General features: G+C 73.2%; 14 protein-coding genes. 10 read left to right on the top strand and 4 right to left on the bottom strand.

Annotated elements, in window-relative coordinates; all coding sequences use genetic code 11:
* Positions 1-2 precede the first annotated feature (2 nt).
* Positions 3-1,166, top strand: coding sequence for a TetR/AcrR family transcriptional regulator (locus AB0D28_RS26875; RefSeq protein ID WP_357390198.1), 1,164 nt, complete (start codon positions 3-5; stop codon positions 1,164-1,166).
* A gap of 12 nt (positions 1,167-1,178) precedes the next feature.
* On the opposite strand, the gene AB0D28_RS26870 is transcribed toward AB0D28_RS26875, so the two are convergent.
* Positions 1,179-2,396, bottom strand: a complete 1,218-nt coding sequence (locus AB0D28_RS26870) for an oxygenase MpaB family protein (RefSeq protein ID WP_357390196.1) — start codon at positions 2,394-2,396, stop codon at positions 1,179-1,181.
* Positions 2,397-2,549: 153 nt separating this feature from the next.
* On the opposite strand from AB0D28_RS26870, the gene AB0D28_RS26865 reads away from it, so the two are divergent.
* Positions 2,550-3,521: an oxygenase MpaB family protein gene (locus tag AB0D28_RS26865; RefSeq protein ID WP_357390194.1), complete on the top strand. Its 972-nt coding sequence runs from the start codon at positions 2,550-2,552 to the stop codon at positions 3,519-3,521.
* On the opposite strand, the gene AB0D28_RS26860 is transcribed toward AB0D28_RS26865, so the two are convergent.
* On the bottom strand, positions 3,429-5,291 hold the full coding sequence (locus AB0D28_RS26860) for an AMP-dependent synthetase/ligase (protein WP_357390192.1): 1,863 nt from the start codon (positions 5,289-5,291) through the stop codon (positions 3,429-3,431). The genes AB0D28_RS26865 and AB0D28_RS26860 overlap by 93 nt on opposite strands.
* A gap of 203 nt (positions 5,292-5,494) precedes the next feature.
* Positions 5,495-6,262, bottom strand: a complete 768-nt coding sequence (locus tag AB0D28_RS26855; RefSeq protein WP_357390190.1) for a 3-oxoacyl-ACP reductase family protein — start codon at positions 6,260-6,262, stop codon at positions 5,495-5,497.
* 137 nt (positions 6,263-6,399) lie between these two features.
* Between AB0D28_RS26855 and AB0D28_RS26850 the strand changes: the two genes are divergently transcribed.
* The 7 genes from AB0D28_RS26850 (at position 6,400) to AB0D28_RS26820 (ending at position 13,162) form a co-directional block, all read left to right on the top strand.
* Positions 6,400-7,623 carry an oxygenase MpaB family protein gene (locus AB0D28_RS26850; RefSeq protein WP_357390188.1) on the top strand — a complete coding sequence of 408 codons (1,224 nt, stop codon included), beginning with the start codon at positions 6,400-6,402 and terminating at the stop codon, positions 7,621-7,623.
* A gap of 65 nt (positions 7,624-7,688) precedes the next feature.
* Positions 7,689-8,264, top strand: a complete 576-nt coding sequence (locus AB0D28_RS26845; protein WP_357390186.1) for an isoquinoline 1-oxidoreductase — start codon at positions 7,689-7,691, stop codon at positions 8,262-8,264.
* A gap of 74 nt (positions 8,265-8,338) precedes the next feature.
* A complete protein-coding gene (locus tag AB0D28_RS26840) occupies positions 8,339-9,523 on the top strand; it encodes a zinc-dependent alcohol dehydrogenase (protein ID WP_120570677.1) in 1,185 nt (394 codons plus the stop codon).
* Positions 9,520-10,464, top strand: coding sequence for an SDR family NAD(P)-dependent oxidoreductase (locus AB0D28_RS26835; protein ID WP_357390184.1), 945 nt, complete (start codon positions 9,520-9,522; stop codon positions 10,462-10,464). The genes AB0D28_RS26840 and AB0D28_RS26835 overlap by 4 nt, the downstream gene beginning before the upstream one ends.
* 124 nt (positions 10,465-10,588) lie before the next feature.
* Complete coding sequence (locus tag AB0D28_RS26830; RefSeq protein ID WP_357390182.1) at positions 10,589-11,734, top strand: MBL fold metallo-hydrolase; 1,146 nt, start codon at positions 10,589-10,591, stop codon at positions 11,732-11,734.
* A 109-nt stretch (positions 11,735-11,843) separates the two neighbouring features.
* Positions 11,844-12,521 carry a sugar transferase gene (locus tag AB0D28_RS26825; RefSeq protein ID WP_357390180.1) on the top strand — a complete coding sequence of 226 codons (678 nt, stop codon included), beginning with the start codon at positions 11,844-11,846 and terminating at the stop codon, positions 12,519-12,521.
* Complete coding sequence (locus AB0D28_RS26820; protein ID WP_047890873.1) at positions 12,518-13,162, top strand: NeuD/PglB/VioB family sugar acetyltransferase; 645 nt, start codon at positions 12,518-12,520, stop codon at positions 13,160-13,162. The genes AB0D28_RS26825 and AB0D28_RS26820 overlap by 4 nt, the downstream gene beginning before the upstream one ends.
* Before the next feature lie 4 nt (positions 13,163-13,166).
* On the opposite strand, the gene dgt is transcribed toward AB0D28_RS26820, so the two are convergent.
* Positions 13,167-14,678 carry a dGTP triphosphohydrolase gene (gene dgt / locus AB0D28_RS26815; RefSeq protein WP_357390177.1) on the bottom strand — a complete coding sequence of 504 codons (1,512 nt, stop codon included), beginning with the start codon at positions 14,676-14,678 and terminating at the stop codon, positions 13,167-13,169.
* Between the two features lie 62 nt (positions 14,679-14,740).
* Between dgt and AB0D28_RS26810 the strand changes: the two genes are divergently transcribed.
* Positions 14,741-17,146 (top strand): Tex family protein (locus tag AB0D28_RS26810; RefSeq protein ID WP_357390175.1); only part of this gene is annotated, 2,406 nt, incomplete at its 3' end.

The following is a 17,146-nucleotide window of genomic DNA, read 5'->3' as shown; positions in this document are numbered from 1 at the left end:
CGGTGACCACCGGGCCGGCCGCGGCCACCCGGCCACGCAACCGCAGGCAGGTCATCGTGGAGTCGGCCGGGCAGGTGTTCAGCGAGCGCGGCTACCACGGCGCGTCCATGGAGGAGATCGCCGCGGCGGTCGGGATCAGCGCGCCCGCGCTGTACCGGCACTTCCCGAACAAGTACGCGTTGTTCGCCGAGTGCGCGAACGTCATGGTGGACAACCTGGTCGGGGCCGTCGACGAGTGGCCGCCGGACGCGGCGCTGGCCGACGTGCTGCTGGCCCTCACCCGGGTCACCGTCGCGCACCGCTCCTCCGGCGGCCTCTACCGGTGGGAGGCCCGCTACCTCGGCCGCGCGGACCGCCACCTGCTCCGCGCGAAGTTCGGCCACGTCGTGGGCCGGGTGACCGAGACGGTACGGCGGGAGTACCCGCTGCCCGACGAGCGCCTGCGGGCGGTGGCGGCGCTCGGTGTGATCGGCTCGGTGACCATGCACCACACCTCGATCGCCCAGCGCCGGATCGAGGACCTGGTGCTGCGGTCAGCGATGCGGGTGGTCGCCACCGATCCGACGACAGCCGCCGGGACCGCGCGGCTGGTGGAGCTGCCCGCCCAGCCGGTGCCCCGCACCCGGCGGGCGCAGATCCTGGCCGCGGCCGTGCCGCTGTTCGCCCGGGACGGCTTCGCCACCGTCACGAACGCGCAGATCGCCCAGGCGGTGGGGCTGGCCCCGTCCGCGATCTACCGCCACTACCCCGGCAAGGTGGACATCCTGGTGGCCGCCTGCCTCCAGGCTGCGGAACTGCTCGCCCAGGCGGTCGACCGCAGTCTCCAGCGGGCGGCCGACCCGCGGCAGGCCGTGGTCGCGCTGGCGGCGGCGTACGTGGCCTACTGCTTCGAGCACAACACCCTCAACAGCGTGGCCGAGGCCGAGGTGGCCGGCCTCCCCGCCGACGTGCGGCGTCCGCTGATCCTCGCCCAGCGCGAGCACATCGCGGTCTGGGAGCAGCAGTTGCGGGCGGTCCGGCCGGACCTGGACCGGCGGCAGGCCCGGCTGCTCGTGCACGCCGGGTTCGGCGTGGCGGTGGAGGCCGGGCGGGCCCTGCGCTGGCAGGACTCGCCCGGTCACCGGGACGCGGTCACCGCGCTGGTCACCGGCGCCCTGACGCTGTGAGGCCGCATCCGCTCAGGTGCCCGGCCGGTTCATCACCGGGATCGTGATCGGGGTGTGCGACGCGGACGAGCCGTTGTTGAGGAACAGCATCGCCAGCCCGCGGATGAACCTGTCGAACAGGCCGAACGTCTCCGGCATGAGCGGCGAGAGCCCTTCGCGGAACATCACGTACGTGGGCCAGCCGGCCTCGATCACGCCCCGGGAGATGTAGTCGCGCGGCAGCCGCAACCAGTCGCCGATCCGGTCGGTGAGCACGTAGCGCGCGAACTCCCGCTGGAATCCCCGGGTGACGCCGAGGTCCACCGAGGACGTCAGGTTCAGCAGGATGTCGGCCAGGTCGATGCCCTCGGGCGTCGGCGCGAGGAGCGGGGACAGCGCGTACCGGGACTGCTCCTCGGCGGCGGCCCAGCTGTTCGGGATGAACTCGTCGCGGACGCCGAGCAGGTGCAGCGCGACCTGCCACATGTGCAGGTAGGCCTCCTCCTCCGCGGCCGACATCCGCAGGCCCCAGCGACGCCAGTCGAGCAGCTTGCGGTGCACGTACGTGCCGAGGCTGTGGAAGGTGATGAGGATGTCGCCGTTGCTGATCGGGATCGGGTGGTCGGTGACGCCGCGCCACGGCGCGGACCGCGGCAGCAGGTGCCGCACCGCCGCGTGGGTGAGCCGCGTCTTGTGCGAGGTCACCACGAAGCTGCCGGTGGCCTTGAACGCGTCGGGGGCGCTCAGGTCGTAGCCGTAGGTGAAGGTCTTCGCGGCGCGCGACTTCATGTCCGCGCCGCCCTCGGACCAGTAGACGTTGCGGGCCTCGCGCGGGATCACCGTGCTCATGATCCCGCTGCCCAGGCCGTAGAGCAGGAACAGGTACATGCTCATGCGCTTGTTGAACTGGGCGGCCCGGTCCAGCTTGGCCTGGTCGGCCCAGGACGGCAGCGTGTTGACGCGCCGCAGGTAGGTGGTGAGCGCCGGGGGCAGGCCGGCGGGCAGCGCGTCGCCGTTGCGGATCCAGGACGCGAACGCGGTGTTCACGGCCGGGATCTGACCGGCGTCCAGCATCGAGGCGACGAGCGGGTCGGTGTCGTCGTCCCAGACGTCCCACGGGTCGGTGACCGTGTCGGTCCCGGCGATAGAGCCGGACGACGACCACGCCCACGCCTTGGGGGCGTCCGCCACAGCTACCAGTCCCAGCGCGGCACCGAGCGTCAGGACGCTTCGTCTACTGAGATTCTCCATTAGCACCACTTCCCGGTTTCGACCGGACATCGCCCTGAACACCGGCCCGCGAGGTGCGCACAAGCAGGTTTCGAGTTATCCGGGGATGTGATTTTCTATTAACATAGAGGAGCTTGACTGCATCGGCAAGGGTGGGCGGTGGGGGTGGTGGCGATGGCTCGTGACGGGCGGTACCGCTGGTTGCGGCGGATCGAGACGCTCGATCCGGTCCGCGACCATCACGAGATCTACCGGCTCTCCGCCGGGTACGAGTTCCCCTTCGACTACCAGCGCGCGCTGGAACTGGCGCTGCTGCGCACGTTCTGCGTGCCGAGCATCTCCGCGCTGCTGGACGCGACAGGCGAGTTCCGGCTGCGCGCGCAGCAGCGCTACGACGACACCGCGCTGCTGATGGCCGAGCTGCTGGAGCACGGCTACGACTCGCCGCGCGGCCGGGAGGCGCTGCGGGTGGTCAACCGGGCGCACGGCCGGTACGCGATCTCCGACGACGACATGCGCTACGTGCTGTCCACGTTCGTCTACGAGCCGATCGACTGGCTGGACCGCTACGGCTGGCGCCCGCTGCACGAGCACGAGCGGCTGGCCGCGTTCCACTACTACCGCGCGGTCGGCGCGCGCATGGGCATCCGCGACGTCCCGGCGGACTTCGCCGCCTTCCGCGCGTTCAAGGACGCGTACGAGCGGGAGACGTTCCGCTGTACGCCGAGCAACGAGCGGGTCGCGGCGTACACGCTGGATCTGTTCGCGTCCTGGTACCCGGCGCCGCTGCGCCCGGCCGCGCGGCTCGGGGTGCGCGCGCTGCTGCCGGCCGAGATGCGGTCCGCCTTCGGGCTCCCGGCCGCCCCGCGACCGCTGCCCGCGCTGGTCGACGGCGTGCTGCGCGCCCGGGCCGCGGTGGTGCGGCGGCTGCCCGCGCGGACCGTGAGCCGGCTGACCCGCGCGCCGCGCAACCGCACCTATCCCGGCTACCCGCGGGGGTACCGGCCCGCCGACCTCGGCGCGCCGCCACCCCCGCCCGGCATGGACCCGGCGCTACTGCGTGACGGGCTCGGCCGCCGCGTCGCCCGGCCGGTAGAGGTCGTCGATCCGGTCGCCGTACCTGTCGACGATGACCCGGCGCCGTAGCTTCAGCGTCGGGGTCAGCTCGCCCGACTCCGGCGTCCACGCCGACGGCAGCACCCGGAACGTCTTGACCTGCTCGGGCCGGGCGAGCCGCGCGTTCGCCGCGTCCACGGCGGCCTGGATCTCGGCCAGCAGCACCGGGTCCGAGGCCAGCGCGGGCAGCTGCGGGTCGGCGATGCCGTGCGTACGCGCCCACTGCGGCGCGACCTCCTCGTCCAGCACGATCAGCGCCGTGACGTACGGCCGCCGGTCGCCGATCGCCACCGCCTGACCGATGAGCGGGTGCGCCCGCAGCAGGTTCTCGATCTGCGCCGGCGAGATGTTCTTCCCGCTGGAGGTGATGATGAGTTCCTTCTTGCGGTCGGTGATGGTGAGGAAGCCGTCGGCGTCGAGCGTCCCGACGTCGCCGGTGGCCAGCCAGCCGTCCGCGTCCACGACCGGCTCGACGCCGCCGTCCTCGCGCAGGTAGCCGGAGCAGACCAGCGGACCCCGGACGAGGACCTCGCCGTCGTCGGCGAGGCGCACCTCCATGCCCACGTTGGGGCGGCCGACGCTCCCGGTGCGGAAGCGGTCCGGAGTGTTGAGGGTGGCGGTGCCGGTCGTCTCGGTCAGCCCCCACACCTCAAGCACGTCGACGCCGAGCCCGGCGAGGAACCGCAGCACGTCCACCGGGATCGGGGCGGCGCCGCTGCCGGGCCAGACCATGTTGTGCAGGCCGAGGGTGGCCTGCAACGGCCGCAGCACGGTGTCGCGGGCCTGCGCCACCCGGGCGGCCAGCTCGTCCGGCACCGCCTCTCCGGCCGCGCGCAGTTCGTACGCCTCCAGCGTCACCGCACTCGCGGCGGCGACCGCGGCGCGGACCGCGGGCTCGGCGCCGGCCAGGTGCGCCTGGACCCCGGCGGCCATCTTCTCCCAGACCCGCGGCACCCCGAAGAACGAGGCGGGGCCGACGGTGCGCAGCGCCGCGACGAGTTGCGTGGCGTCGGGGCAGATGGTGACGTGCCCGGCGCGGTAGATCGCGTTGTAGATGCCGAGGAACCGTTCGGCGATGTGCGCGAGCGGCAGGTAGGCCACCGTCGGCGCGTGGTCGGGGACGGACACCATCGCGTCCAGCGCCACCGCCTGGTAGATCACGTTGTGGTGGCTGAGCACGACGCCCTTCGGGTTACCAGTCGTGCCGGAGGTGTAGAGCAGCGTCACCGGCTGCTCGGGCCGGATCGTGCGCCAGCGCCGCTCGAAGGCGTCCGGGTCCGCCTCGCGGGCGGCCCGCCCGAGGGTACGCACGCGCGACAGCGGCACCACGTCGGCGGCCGGTTCGCCCGGCTCGTCCACCAGCACCACCCGCAGCAGGTCCGGCAGGTCGGGCAGGATCGGCCGCCAGCGCTCCAGCTCGGCCGGGCCCTCCAGGACGAGCACCTGGGCGGCGCTGTGCCGGGCCAGGTAGCGCATCTGCTCGGCACTGAGCGTCGGGTAGATCGTGGACGGCACCGCGCCCACGTGGACCGCGGCGAGGTCGACCAGCCAGTGCTCGGCGCGGCTGGACATCATGATCAGCATGTGCCGCCCGGCCTCCAGGCCGGTCTCGGCCAGGCCGGCGGACATCTCGGCGACCTCGTCGCGCAGCTGCGCCCAGGTGCGGGTGTCGTCGCGGCCGAGCGTGGTGAGCGCGGGCCGGTCGGCGTACTCGGTGGCGTTGCGGTGCAGCAGTGCCGGGACGGTCAGGTCGGCGGCTTTCTTGGCGCAGTTCTCGGCGAGGACGTCGGAGGGGTCCATGGGCTACTCCTTCACACGCAACCGGGCCTGGTGGTGGCAGGGCTGGCCGCACCCCTCGCCGTGGTGCCCGCGCGGGTTCCGCAGCCGATGGCAGCACTGTAAACGAGGGTTAACTTTCTGGGAAGGAGTGGCCGTGATCCGGCGTGATATCGCATTGCGGCGAGACGCCGGTGCCGAACGCGGACTAACCAAACGGCCCACGCTCACTGCGCGGTAAAGCCGCCGTCCACGTGCAACACGCTGCCGGTGACGTAGCTCGCGGCGTCCGAGGCCAGGAACAGCACCGCGCCGACGACCTCCTCGGGGCGGCCGAACCGGCCCATCGGGATGCGGTCGCGCAGCCGCTTCGACCACTGCTCGTGGCCGCGCAGCCCTTCGGTCATCGGGGTCTCCAGGTAGCCGGGCGCCACCGCGTTGACGCGTACGCCCGCCGCTGCCCACTCCAGCGCCAGCGTGCGGGTGAGCTGCTCGACGCCGCCCTTGCTGGCGCTGTACGCGGCCAGGCGCGGGAAGCCGACCTGACCGTGCACGGAGGACATGTTGACGATGCTGCCCGCGCCCTGCCCGACCATGACCGCGCCGGCCGCGCGGGCGCAGACGAACACCCCGGACAGGTTGGTGTCGATCACCTGCTGCCAGTCACCGAGGCCGAGCCGCTCGCTGCGATGCAGCGCCGGGCTGATGCCGGCGTTGTTGACCAGGACGTCGAGCCGCCCCCAGCGCCGCCGGGCCAGGGCCACCACGGCGTTCGCGGCCGACTCGTCGGCGACGTCACCGGCGACCACCTCCGCCGTGCCGCCACCGGCCGCGATCCGGTCCCGCACCTCGTCCAGCGCATCCGGCCGCCGGGACTGGAGGATCACCGACGCGCCGGCCCGGGCCAGCCCTTCGGCGATCGCCGCGCCGACGCCCTGACTGGCGCCGGTCACCCACGCCACCTTGCCCGACAGCATCCCCTCGACCAGCGCCACCGTGGACTCCCCTCATCGCAAACCATCGACAGTTGTCGTCGCGAGCCTTGTGGACACCGTTACCACGTGCTCTCATGTGATACACGGGCGCAACAATTGTTTCACCGTATCAGCGGCCTCGACCCCGAGGAGTGGACGTGGAACCGGTAAGCAGGCGCAAGATGTTGAAGGCCGGTGGGGCACTGGGCGCGCTCGGCGCGCTGAGCGTCGCCGCGCCGGCACAGGCCCGGTCGGCGTGGACCTGGTCCCCGACGGGATCAGTGGCCGGCGCCGGGGCGGGCGTGGACCCGCGCTGGGTGTGGGACGAGGAGGCCGACCCGCTCGTCGCCTCCCTCCTGGACCGGGGCGAGGCGCCACTTGTCAACCAACTGCTGCGGACGTGGACGAGGAACGGCCAGCCGCTGCCGGTCGGCCTCCCGGCGGACGTCCGCGCGTTCATCGAACGCGCACGCGTGCTGCCGTCCTGGGTGGACCAGGGCAAGCTGGCCACCGCGGTGCGCTTCAACGAGAAGCGCGGTCTCTACCTCGGCGTGCTCTACGGCCTGGCCAGCGGCATGATGAGCACCGTCATCCCGAAGGAGGCGCGCGCCGTCTACTACTCCAAGGGCGGCGCGGACATGAAGGACCGCATCTCCAAGACCGCCAAGCTCGGGTACGACATCGGCACCGCCAACGCGTACCAGCCCGACGGCTCGATGATCGTGACCGCGGTCAAGACCCGGCTGGCGCACGCGGGCGTCCGTCACCTCCTGCCGCAGTCGCCGGACTGGGCCGAGGTCGCGCCGGAGGACATCCCGATCAGCCAGCGGGACCTCATGGTCACCTGGCACAGCCTGCCCACCACGGTCATGCGGAAGCTGACCGACTGGCGCGTCCCGATCCCCGCCGCCGAGTCGGCCGCGTTCCTGCACCTGTGGCAGGTCGCCGCCCACATGCTCGGCATCAAGGACGAGTACATTCCCGCCTCCTGGAGCGAGGCGAACGCCCAGGCCGCCGAGGTCCTCGACCCGGTGCTGGCGCCCACCCGCGAGGGCAACGCGCTGGCGGACATCCTGCTCGGCCTCGGCAGGGAGATCGACGCCGGGCTGCTCAGCAAGCCCATCCTCGGCTCGTTCACCCGGTTCCTGCTCGGCAACCAGATCGCCAACTGGCTGGAGATCCCGCGCGACCTGCTCTGGGACACGCTCCTGCGGACGAGCTGGGGCCCGTTCATCGCGGTCCGGGAGGCGCTGCTGCCGTTCCCGCTCGCACCGGAGTGCTACTGGCTGTTCGACGAGTTCCTGCGCAAGCTCGCCCTGCTGTTCCTGTCCGAGGGGCAGTCCATCAACATCGAGATCCCGCTCGGCAACCGCGAGTTCTGACCACCGCGTCGCAGCCGGGGCGCCTCCCGTCCCCGGCTGCGGCGACGAGCGCCCGGGTGAGCACCATGACCGCGCCCCTCCCCCCGTTCCTGGGCTACGTGCTGGCCGCGCCGGTCCTCGTGGCCGCCGCCGAACTCACCGCGGCGTACCCGGCCGCCGCCCGGACGCCGTCGCCGGACGTGGCCGGGCTGCTCGGCCTCGGCGAGATCATGACGGCCGCGGCCCTGCCCGGGGCGGCGCTGATCTCCGTCGAGGTCGGCCCGGACGGGACCGTGTCGTTCACGCTGCCGCCGGACCGGTACGACGGCGACACCTCGGCCGCCGAACTGATCGCCGACGGGCTGTCCGTGCCGCGCCGGCGCGTCCGTGTGCCACCGCCACGGCCGGCCGGGGGGCGGACGCGTGGCGCACCCCACCCGGCGGTCGGAACCCGTACCCCGGTCCGGGTCGCCGTGGCGGTGGCCCGGCGGCGGCTGCTGGAGGCCGCGTCGGCGGCGCTCGGCACGCCCGTCGCCGGCCTGCGGCTCGCGGCCGGCGCCGTCACCGACCGCACCGGCCGCCGCCTCGACATCGGCGCCCTCGCCGGCACCGCGGCCAGCACCAGCACCATCGCCGTGACGGTCGACCTCACGCCACGGTGACCGGCGCCGCCGATTCAACGGCCTCCTGCCGGGTAGCAGTCCGATGGACGGCACCGGAGAGGGGACAGACAGGCATGAAGGCACTGACCTGGCACGGCAAGCGGGACGTTCGCGTCGAGGACGTCCCGGACCCCCGGATCGAGGAGCCGACCGACGCGATCGTCCGGATCACCTCGACCGCCATCTGCGGTTCCGACCTGCACCTGTACGAGGTGCTCGGGCCGTACCTGAAGCCCGGCGACATCCTCGGGCACGAGCCGATGGGCATCGTCGAGGAGGTCGGGTCCGGCGTGACCCGGCTCAAGAAGGGTGACCGCGTGGTCATCCCGTTCAACATCTCCTGCGGCTCGTGCTGGATGTGCGAGCGGCAGCTCTACGCGCAGTGCGAGACCACGCAGGTGACCAGCCAGGGCAAGGGCGCGTCCCTGTTCGGCTACACCTCGCTGTACGGCTCGATTCCCGGCGGCCAGGCGGAGTACCTGCGCGTCCCGCAGGCCCAGTTCGGGCCGATCACGATCCCGGACAGCGGCCCGGACGAGCGCTGGCTATACCTGTCCGACATCCTGCCCACCGCCTGGCAGGCGGTGAAGTACGCGGACACCCCGCCCGGCGGCACGCTCGCCGTGTTCGGGCTCGGCCCGGTCGGGCAGTTCTGCGCCCGGATCGGCCGCCACCTGGGCGCCGGCCGGGTGATCGGGCTGGACCTGGTGCCCGAGCGGCTGGAGATGGCCCGCCGCCACGGCATCGAGGTGCTCGACGTCAGCCAGCTCGACGACGTGCCCGGCACGCTCATCGACCTGGTCGACGGGCGCGGCCCGGACGCCGTGATCGACGCGGTCGGCATGGAGGCGCACGGCGCGCCGCTGGGCAAGATGGCCCAGACTGCCGCCGGGCTGCTGCCGGACAAGCTGGCCCAGGCGATGACCGACAAGGCCGGCGTGGACCGGCTCGTGGTGCTGCACGCCGCGCTCAAGGCCGTGCGGCGCGGCGGCACCGTGTCGATCTCCGGCGTGTACGGCGGCGAGCAGGACCCGATGCCGCTGATGGAGATGTTCGACCGGGGCATCCAGCTGCGCATGGGCCAGTGCCACGTGCGGCGCTGGGTCGACGAGATCATCCCGCTGCTGGAGCGCGACGACGACCCGCTGGGCGTGGAGGACCTGCGGACCCACCGGCTGCCGCTGACCGACGCGCCGCGCGCGTACGAGATGTTCCAGAAGAAGGAGGACGGCTGCGTCAAGGTCGTGCTCGCACCGTGACCCGGACGGTGGTCGTCACCGGCGCGACCAGCGGGATCGGCCGGGCGACCGCCCGGGAGCTGGCGGGCCGCAGGGACCGGCTGGTCCTCGCGGCCCGCTCCCCCGCCACGCTCGACGAGGTACGCGACGAGTGCCGGGCGGCGGGCGCGCAGGCGATCGCCGTACCGATGGACGTGACCGAGCCCGGCGCGGTGGCCGCGCTGGCCGACGCGGCACGGGCCGAGTACGGCCGCGTCGACGCCTGGGTGCACACCGCCGCGATGATGGCCTACGGCCGCTTCGACGAGACCCCGGCCGAGGTGTTCGAACAGGTCGTCCGCACCGACCTGCTGGCCGCCGCCGCGGTCGCCCGGGAGGCGCTGCGCCGGTTCCGGGACGCCGGCGGCGGCACCCTCGTGCTCACCGGCTCGGTGCTCGGGCACATCACCGCGCCCTACATGAGCGGATACGTGGCCGCCAAGTGGGGCCTGCAAGGACTCGCCCGCACGCTCCAGCAGGAGGCGCGGGAGACGCCCGGCATCGCGATCTGCCTGGTCAACCCGGGCAGCGTCGACACGCCCGTCTACCGGCAGGCGGCCAACTACCTGGGCCGGATCGGCCGGCCACCGCCCCCGATCGCCTCCCCCGAGCGGGTGGCACGCGCCATCGCGCACTGCCTCGACCGGCCACGCCGGGAGGTTTCGGTGGGACGGCTCAACGTGATCATGCGCTTCGGCTTCACCGTCCTGCCCGGCGTGTACGACGCGCTGGTCGGACCGCTGATGCGCCTGGCCGGACTGACCCGGCAGCCGGTCGCCGCGCACCAGGGCATCGTGTTCACGCCCAACCCGGCCGGCGAGGCGGTCCGGGGCGGATGGGTGCCCGACGCGTCCCAGGTCGTCCGAGCCGTCGGCGGGCGCGCGGCGACCGTGGCGTCCGCGGTACGCCGCCGGCTGCCCTGACCGCCGCCGCGGACCGTCCGGTGAGCTGTCGCGCGGGCGGACCCTCGTGCGGGTGGGCTGTCGCGCGGGCGGACCGCGACGCGGGTGGTTACCGTGTACGACGGGACACGGCGGAGGGACGAACATGCGGCAACCAACGGGGCGGGAACCGGACCGGACGCGCGGCGGGCGGGTGTGGAAGCTCGCCGGGCTGGCCGCCGTCGCCGGCCTGGCCTGGGTGGCGCGGGACGTGCCCGCCCAGCTCGGCGGCCGGCTCACCGGCACCCGGGCGGACCGGGCGGCCCGGTCACCGCGCTTCCACGACGGCACGTTCCACAACCCGGCCGGCGCCAGCGCCACGATGGTCGCCGACCCGGGCCGCAACCTCGTCCGGGAGCTGATCTTTGGCAAGCAGAAGCGGCGGCCCGGTAGCCCGGTGCCGCTGCTGCGCCCCGGCGCCGCGCCGGCCGCCGACCCGGCCCGCGAACTGAACGTGATCTGGTACGGCCACGCCTCCACGCTCGTCGAGATCGAGGGGCGCCGGGTGCTGCTCGACCCGGTGTGGAGCGACAGGTGCTCCCCGTCCGGGCTGGTCGGCCCGCGGCGCATCCACGAGCCGCCGGTACGCCTGACCGAGCTGCCCCCGCTCGACGCGGTGCTGATCTCGCACGACCACTACGACCACCTGGACATGGAGACCGTCCGCACGCTGGCCGATCTCCAGTCCGCGCCGTTCGTGGTGCCGCTCGGCGTCGGCGCCCACCTGGCCCGCTGGGGCGTACCCGAGCACCGCATCGTCGAGCTGGACTGGTCGGAGAGCCACCGGGCCGGCGGGCTGACGCTCACCGCGACCGCCGCGCAGCACTTCTCCGGGCGCGGGCTGCGCCGCGACGGCACGCTCTGGAGTTCCTGGACCATCGCCGGGACACACCGGAAGGTCTTCTACACCGGCGACTCCGGCTACTTCGACGGGTACGCCGAGATCGGCGCCGAACACGGCCCGTTCGACGTGACGCTCATGCAGATCGGCGCGTACGACCGGGCGTGGCCGCACATCCACATGTTCCCGGAGGAGGCGGTGGCCGCGCACCTCGACGTCCGGGGCGGACTGCTGGTGCCGGTGCACTGGGGCACGTTCAACCTGGCGCTGCACGACTGGTCCGAGCCGGTGGACCGGCTGTGGGCCGAGGCGAAGGCGCGGGACGTCCGGCTCGCCGTGCCGCGTCCGGGCGAGCGGGTGGTGGTGGACGAGCCGCCGGCGGTGGACGGGTGGTGGCAGTCGGTCGCCTGAGCCACGCCGAAAAAGTCGGACAAGACATCCTTCTGCGCATATTTGCGTACTCTGATCGCTGACGAGTCAGCGGCCGGAGGACAGCATGCAGGTTCGCCTCTCCCCAGGCGTGGAAGATCCCGACACACCCACCTCGCAGGCGAGCGTCGCCTCGGCCGTCAAGCGGGGCGTCGACGTCGCCGTCTCGGCCACGGCCCTGCTGGTGGCGGCGCCGATTCTGGCCGTGGTCGCGGTCGCGGTGCTGCTCGGCATGGGCCGCCCGATCCTCTTCCGTCAACAGCGGATCGGCCGGCACGGCCGGGAGTTCACCATCCTGAAGTTCCGGTCCATGGCGGACGGCGGTGACGCCTTCTCCCCCGGCGACGACCAGGCGCGACTGACGCCCCTGGGGCGGTGGCTGCGGGCGACGAGCCTGGACGAACTGCCCAGCCTGTGGAACATCCTGCGCGGCGACATGAGCCTCGTGGGTCCGCGTCCGTTCCCGACCAGCTACCGCGACCTCTACACACCGGACGAGTTCCGCCGGCACGACGTTCGGCCCGGCCTGACCGGGCTCGCGCAGGTGAACGGCCGCAACGAGCTGGGTTGGGCGGAGCGTTTCGCCTACGACCTGTACTACGTGGAGCGCTGGAGCCTCCGCCTGGACGCCCGCATCCTGGCCCGGACCGCGGTGGCAGTCCTGCGCCGGCAGGGCATCAGCGCGCCCGGCGCCGCCACGGCCCACGAGTTCCGTGGCACCGCCACGGAGCAGGCGGTGCCGGCGACTGCGGGAAGCGGATCCCGGTGAGCCTCGACCTGGTCGTCGTCGGGTGCGGCGGCCACGGCCGGGAGATCGCCCAGATCGTGGCGGCGGTGAACGAGTCGGCCGCGCGGCCACCGTGGCGACTGGTCGGCTTCATGGACGACAACCCGTCCGAGCGGAACCGCAAACGCGCCGAGTCGTGCGGCGCCCCCTACCTCGGGACCGTGGCGGCGCTCGGGCAGCTGCCGCCGGAGACTCACGTCGTCCTCGGTCTGGGCGACCCACGCGTCCGGCGGAAGGTGGGCGCGCGGGTCGACACGTACGGCAGGCCGGCGGCGAGTCTCGTCCACCCGGACGCCACAGTCGGCCCGGACGTGGTGTCGGCCGAGGGTCTCGTGGTGTTCGCCGGTGGCCGGATCACCACGAACGTGACAGTCGGGCGGCATCTGCACGTCAACCAGAACGCCACTCTCGCGCACGACTGCGTGGTCGGCGACTACGTCTCCCTGCATCCGCTCGCTGCGGTGTCCGGTGACTGCCGCCTCGACACCGCAGCGCTGATCGGGGCGGGCGCCGTCGTGCTCCCGGGCCTGCGGGTGGGCGCCGGCGCGACGGTCGGCGCCGGGGCGTGCGTGGTGCGTGACGTACCACCGGAGATCGTGGTCAAGGGCGTGCCGGCCCGCTGAGGTCTCAGAGTACGAAGGCGTCCGTCCACAGCGCGCCCGAGCGGCCCGACAACGCGTCGAGCATCGCCACCGCCTGACCGTCGGTGAGCTGCGCGACGAAGTCGATGATCGCCCGGCCCCGGGCCCGTCCGATCCGGTCCGGGGTACGCGGGTGCAGCTCCGCCTCAGCCAGCTCCACCAGGTCGTGCAGCCGGCGCGGCAGCCGGGACTCCTCGTCCGGGTCCAGCAGCCACTCCCAGAGTGCCTCCACCAGCGTGTCGAGCAGCCGGGCCTGACCGCGCTGGTGCAGGGCCAGGTCCGGGCGGGCCAGCACGAACCGGTGGTGGACGAACTTGAGCACCTGCACCTCGTGCCACTGCGGCTTCGCCAGCAGCACGTACCCGGAGCGGACGTCCGGTTCCGGGGTCACGGTGATGGCGTCCACGAAGCGGGTGGACCAGCGGGCGGAGAACCGGGCCACGTACTGCTCCGCCTCGATCGAGCCGTCGAACGGCAGCGCCAGCAGCCCCTCCACCAGCTCCTCGCGGACGTGCTCGACAGCGGCGGCGAACGCCTCGTCGTCGGCGATCCAGCCGTCCTTGCGGTGCAGTTGCCGGCGCAGCCGCTCGATCGCCGCGCCCGGCCGCCGGCCCGCCCCCTCCAGCGCCGACGCGGTGATCGACCGCAGGTGCCCGCACTCGCGCTGCCAGGCCATCAGCTCGGCCGCCACGGCGCCCTGCTGGAGCACCCCGACGCGGTAGAAGTCCTCCACGTCGTGGATCGCGTACGCGATGTCGTCGGCGGTGTCCATCACCGACGCCTCGGGGGTCTGCTGCCAGTCCGGGATCCGCCCGGCGAACGGCTCCCGCGCCTGCCGCAGGTCGTCCAGCTCGGTGCGGTACGCGCCGAACTTCACCGACCCGCTCTGCGGATCCTCCGGCGGTGCCGCCGCGCCCCGGGGCGCCGGGTCCAGGTGACGCGGGTGCGGGTCGGGATGGTCCAGCCGGGTCCACGGGTACTTCAGCATGGCCGCCCGGACCGCCGCGGTCAGGTCCAGCCCGGTGGTCGCCGCGCCGCGGATCTCGGTGCTGGTGACGATCCGGTACGACTGGGCGTTGCCCTCGAAGCCGTCGGGCAGCCCGAGGCGCTGCCGGGCCAGCCGGTCGAGCACCCGCTCCCCCAGATGCCCGAACGGCGGGTGCCCGAGGTCGTGCGCGAGCGCGGCGGCCTCCACCACCTCCGGGTCGCAGCCGCCGAGCTTCTCCAGCAGGTCCCGGTGCGCCGGGTCGGCCGTCAGCCGCTCCGCGATCGCCCGGGCCACCTGGGCCACCTTCAGGCTGTGGGTGAGCCGGTTGTGCACCAGCAGCCCGGAACCACCAGGGCTGATCACCTGGGTGACGCCGTTCAGCCGGGCGAAGAACGGCGACCCGACGATCCGGTCCCGGTCGGCCCGGAACGGGCCGGCGGCCAGGTCGCCGAGCGCCCGGGCGCTGCCGCCGAACAGCCGCCGGGCCCGCGGATCCGCAGGTGCCTCCATGATCGCCACGCTAGCGCAGCCGACGGCGGGGCGGGCACAGGCGGTCGGAGGCGAACGGCACAATGCAGGGCGGAAACCACCCGAGAAGGCGGATGACAATCGTGACCCAGTCTGTGCACCAGCGGATCGCCGAGGAACTCGGCGTCGCCGAACGGCAGGTACGGGCGGCAGTCGAGCTGCTCGACGGCGGCGCCACAGTGCCGTTCATCGCCCGCTACCGCAAGGAGGCCACCGGCCTGCTCGACGACGCGCAGCTGCGCACGCTGGAGGAGCGGCTGCGCTACCTGCGCGAGCTGGACGAGCGCCGCGCGGCCGTGCTGGAGTCGATCCGGAGCCAGGGCAAGCTCGACGAGGCGCTGGAGGCGCAGATCCTCGCCGCCGACTCCAAGTCCCGCCTGGAGGACATCTACCTGCCCTACAAGCCGAAGCGGCGCACCCGCGCGCAGATCGCCCGCGAGGCCGGGCTGGAGCCGCTCGCGGACACGCTCCTGGCCGATCCGGCCCAGGACCCGAAGACGGTCGCCGCCGGGTTCGCCGACCCGGACAAGGGCGTCGCGGACGCCGCTGCCGCGCTGGACGGGGCGCGGGCCATCCTGATCGAGCGCTTCGCCGAGGACGCCGACCTGATCGGCACGCTGCGCGAGCAGATGTGGTCGCGGGGCCGGCTGGTCTCCCGGGTACGCGACGGCCAGGAGACCGCCGGCGCGAAGTTCGCCGACTACTTCGACTTCACCGAGCCGTACCCGAAGCTGCCCTCGCACCGCATCCTCGCCGTGTTCCGGGGCGAGAAGGAGGGCGTGCTGGACCTGACCATGGACCCGGAGGCCGAGGGCGACGCCGACGCGGCCACCGGGCCGAGCCGCTACGAGGCCGCCGTGGCCGGACGCTTCGGCATCAGCGACCAGGGGCGGCCCGCCGACCGGTGGCTGGCCGACACGGTGCGCTGGGCCTGGCGTACCCGGATCCTGATCCACCTGGGCGCGGACCTGCGGATGCGGCTGTGGCAGGCGGCGGAGGAGGAGGCCGTGCGGGTCTTCGCCACCAACCTGCGTGATCTGCTGCTGGCCGCGCCGGCCGGGGCACGGGTGACGATGGGCCTCGACCCGGGCCTGCGTACCGGCGTGAAGGTGGCGGTGGTCGACGCCACCGGCAAGGTGGTCGCCACCGACACCATCTACCCGCACGAACCGCGCCGGCAGTGGGACGCGTCGCTGCACACGCTCGCCACGCTGGCCGCCGCGCACGGCGTCGAGCTGGTCGCGATCGGCAACGGCACCGCCAGCCGGGAGACCGACAAGCTGGCCGGCGACCTGATCAAGCAGCACCCGGAGCTGAAGCTCACCAAGGTGGTGGTCTCCGAGGCCGGCGCGTCGGTCTACTCCGCGTCCGCGTACGCCTCGCAGGAGCTGCCCGGTCTGGACGTCTCGCTGCGCGGCGCGGTGTCGATCGCCCGCCGTCTCCAGGACCCGCTGGCCGAGCTGGTGAAGATCGACCCGCGGTCGATCGGCGTCGGGCAGTACCAGCACGACCTGTCCGAGGTGAAGCTGTCCCGCTCGCTCGACGCGGTGGTCGAGGACTGCGTCAACGCCGTCGGCGTGGACGTCAACACCGCCTCCGCGCCGCTGCTCACCCGGGTGTCCGGCATCGGCGCCGGGCTGGCCGAGAACATCGTGCTGCACCGTGACGCCAACGGGCCGTTCCGCACCCGCGCGGAGCTGAAGAAGGTGCCCCGGCTCGGGCCGAAGGCGTTCGAGCAGTGCGCCGGCTTCCTGCGCATCCCCGGCGGCGACGACCCGCTCGACTCCTCCAGCGTGCACCCGGAGTCGTACCCGGTGGTGCGCCGCATCCTCTCCTCCACCGGGCAGGACCTGCGCGGGCTGATCGGCAGGTCGGCCATCCTGCGCGGCCTGCGCGCGACCGACTTCGTCGACGACACGTTCGGCCTGCCCACCGTCACCGACATCCTGGCCGAACTGGAGAAGCCCGGCCGCGACCCACGCCCGGAGTTCCGCACCGCGACGTTCGTCGAGGGCGTGGAGAAGATCAGCGACCTGACGCCGGGCATGGTGCTGGAGGGCGTGGTGACGAACGTGGCCGCGTTCGGCGCGTTCGTCGACGTGGGCGTGCACCAGGACGGCCTGGTGCACGTCTCGGCCATGTCGCACACCTTCGTCAAGGACCCGCGCGACGTGGTGAAGTCCGGCGACGTGGTCAAGGTGCGGGTACTCGACGTGGACGTGCCGCGCAAGCGGATCTCGCTGACGCTGCGGCTGGACGACGAGGCTCCGGCCGGCGACGGACGCCCGGCGGCCGGCGACGGCCGACGGGACCGGGGCGGTCAGGGCGGCGGGCCGCGGGCCGGCGACCAGGGGCGCGGCGGCCAGCAGGGCGGCCGTCTTCGCGCTCGACGTGGCCGCCACCGAGTTCTTCGACAACGGCACCTACACGTTCGAGGGCAGCGCCAAGAG

Source organism: Micromonospora sp. NPDC048169, assembly GCF_040652815.1.
GTDB lineage: Bacteria > Actinomycetota > Actinomycetes > Mycobacteriales > Micromonosporaceae > Micromonospora.
The sequence above is the reverse complement of the archived record's forward strand: the minus strand, read 5'-3'. Positions and strand labels throughout refer to the sequence as shown.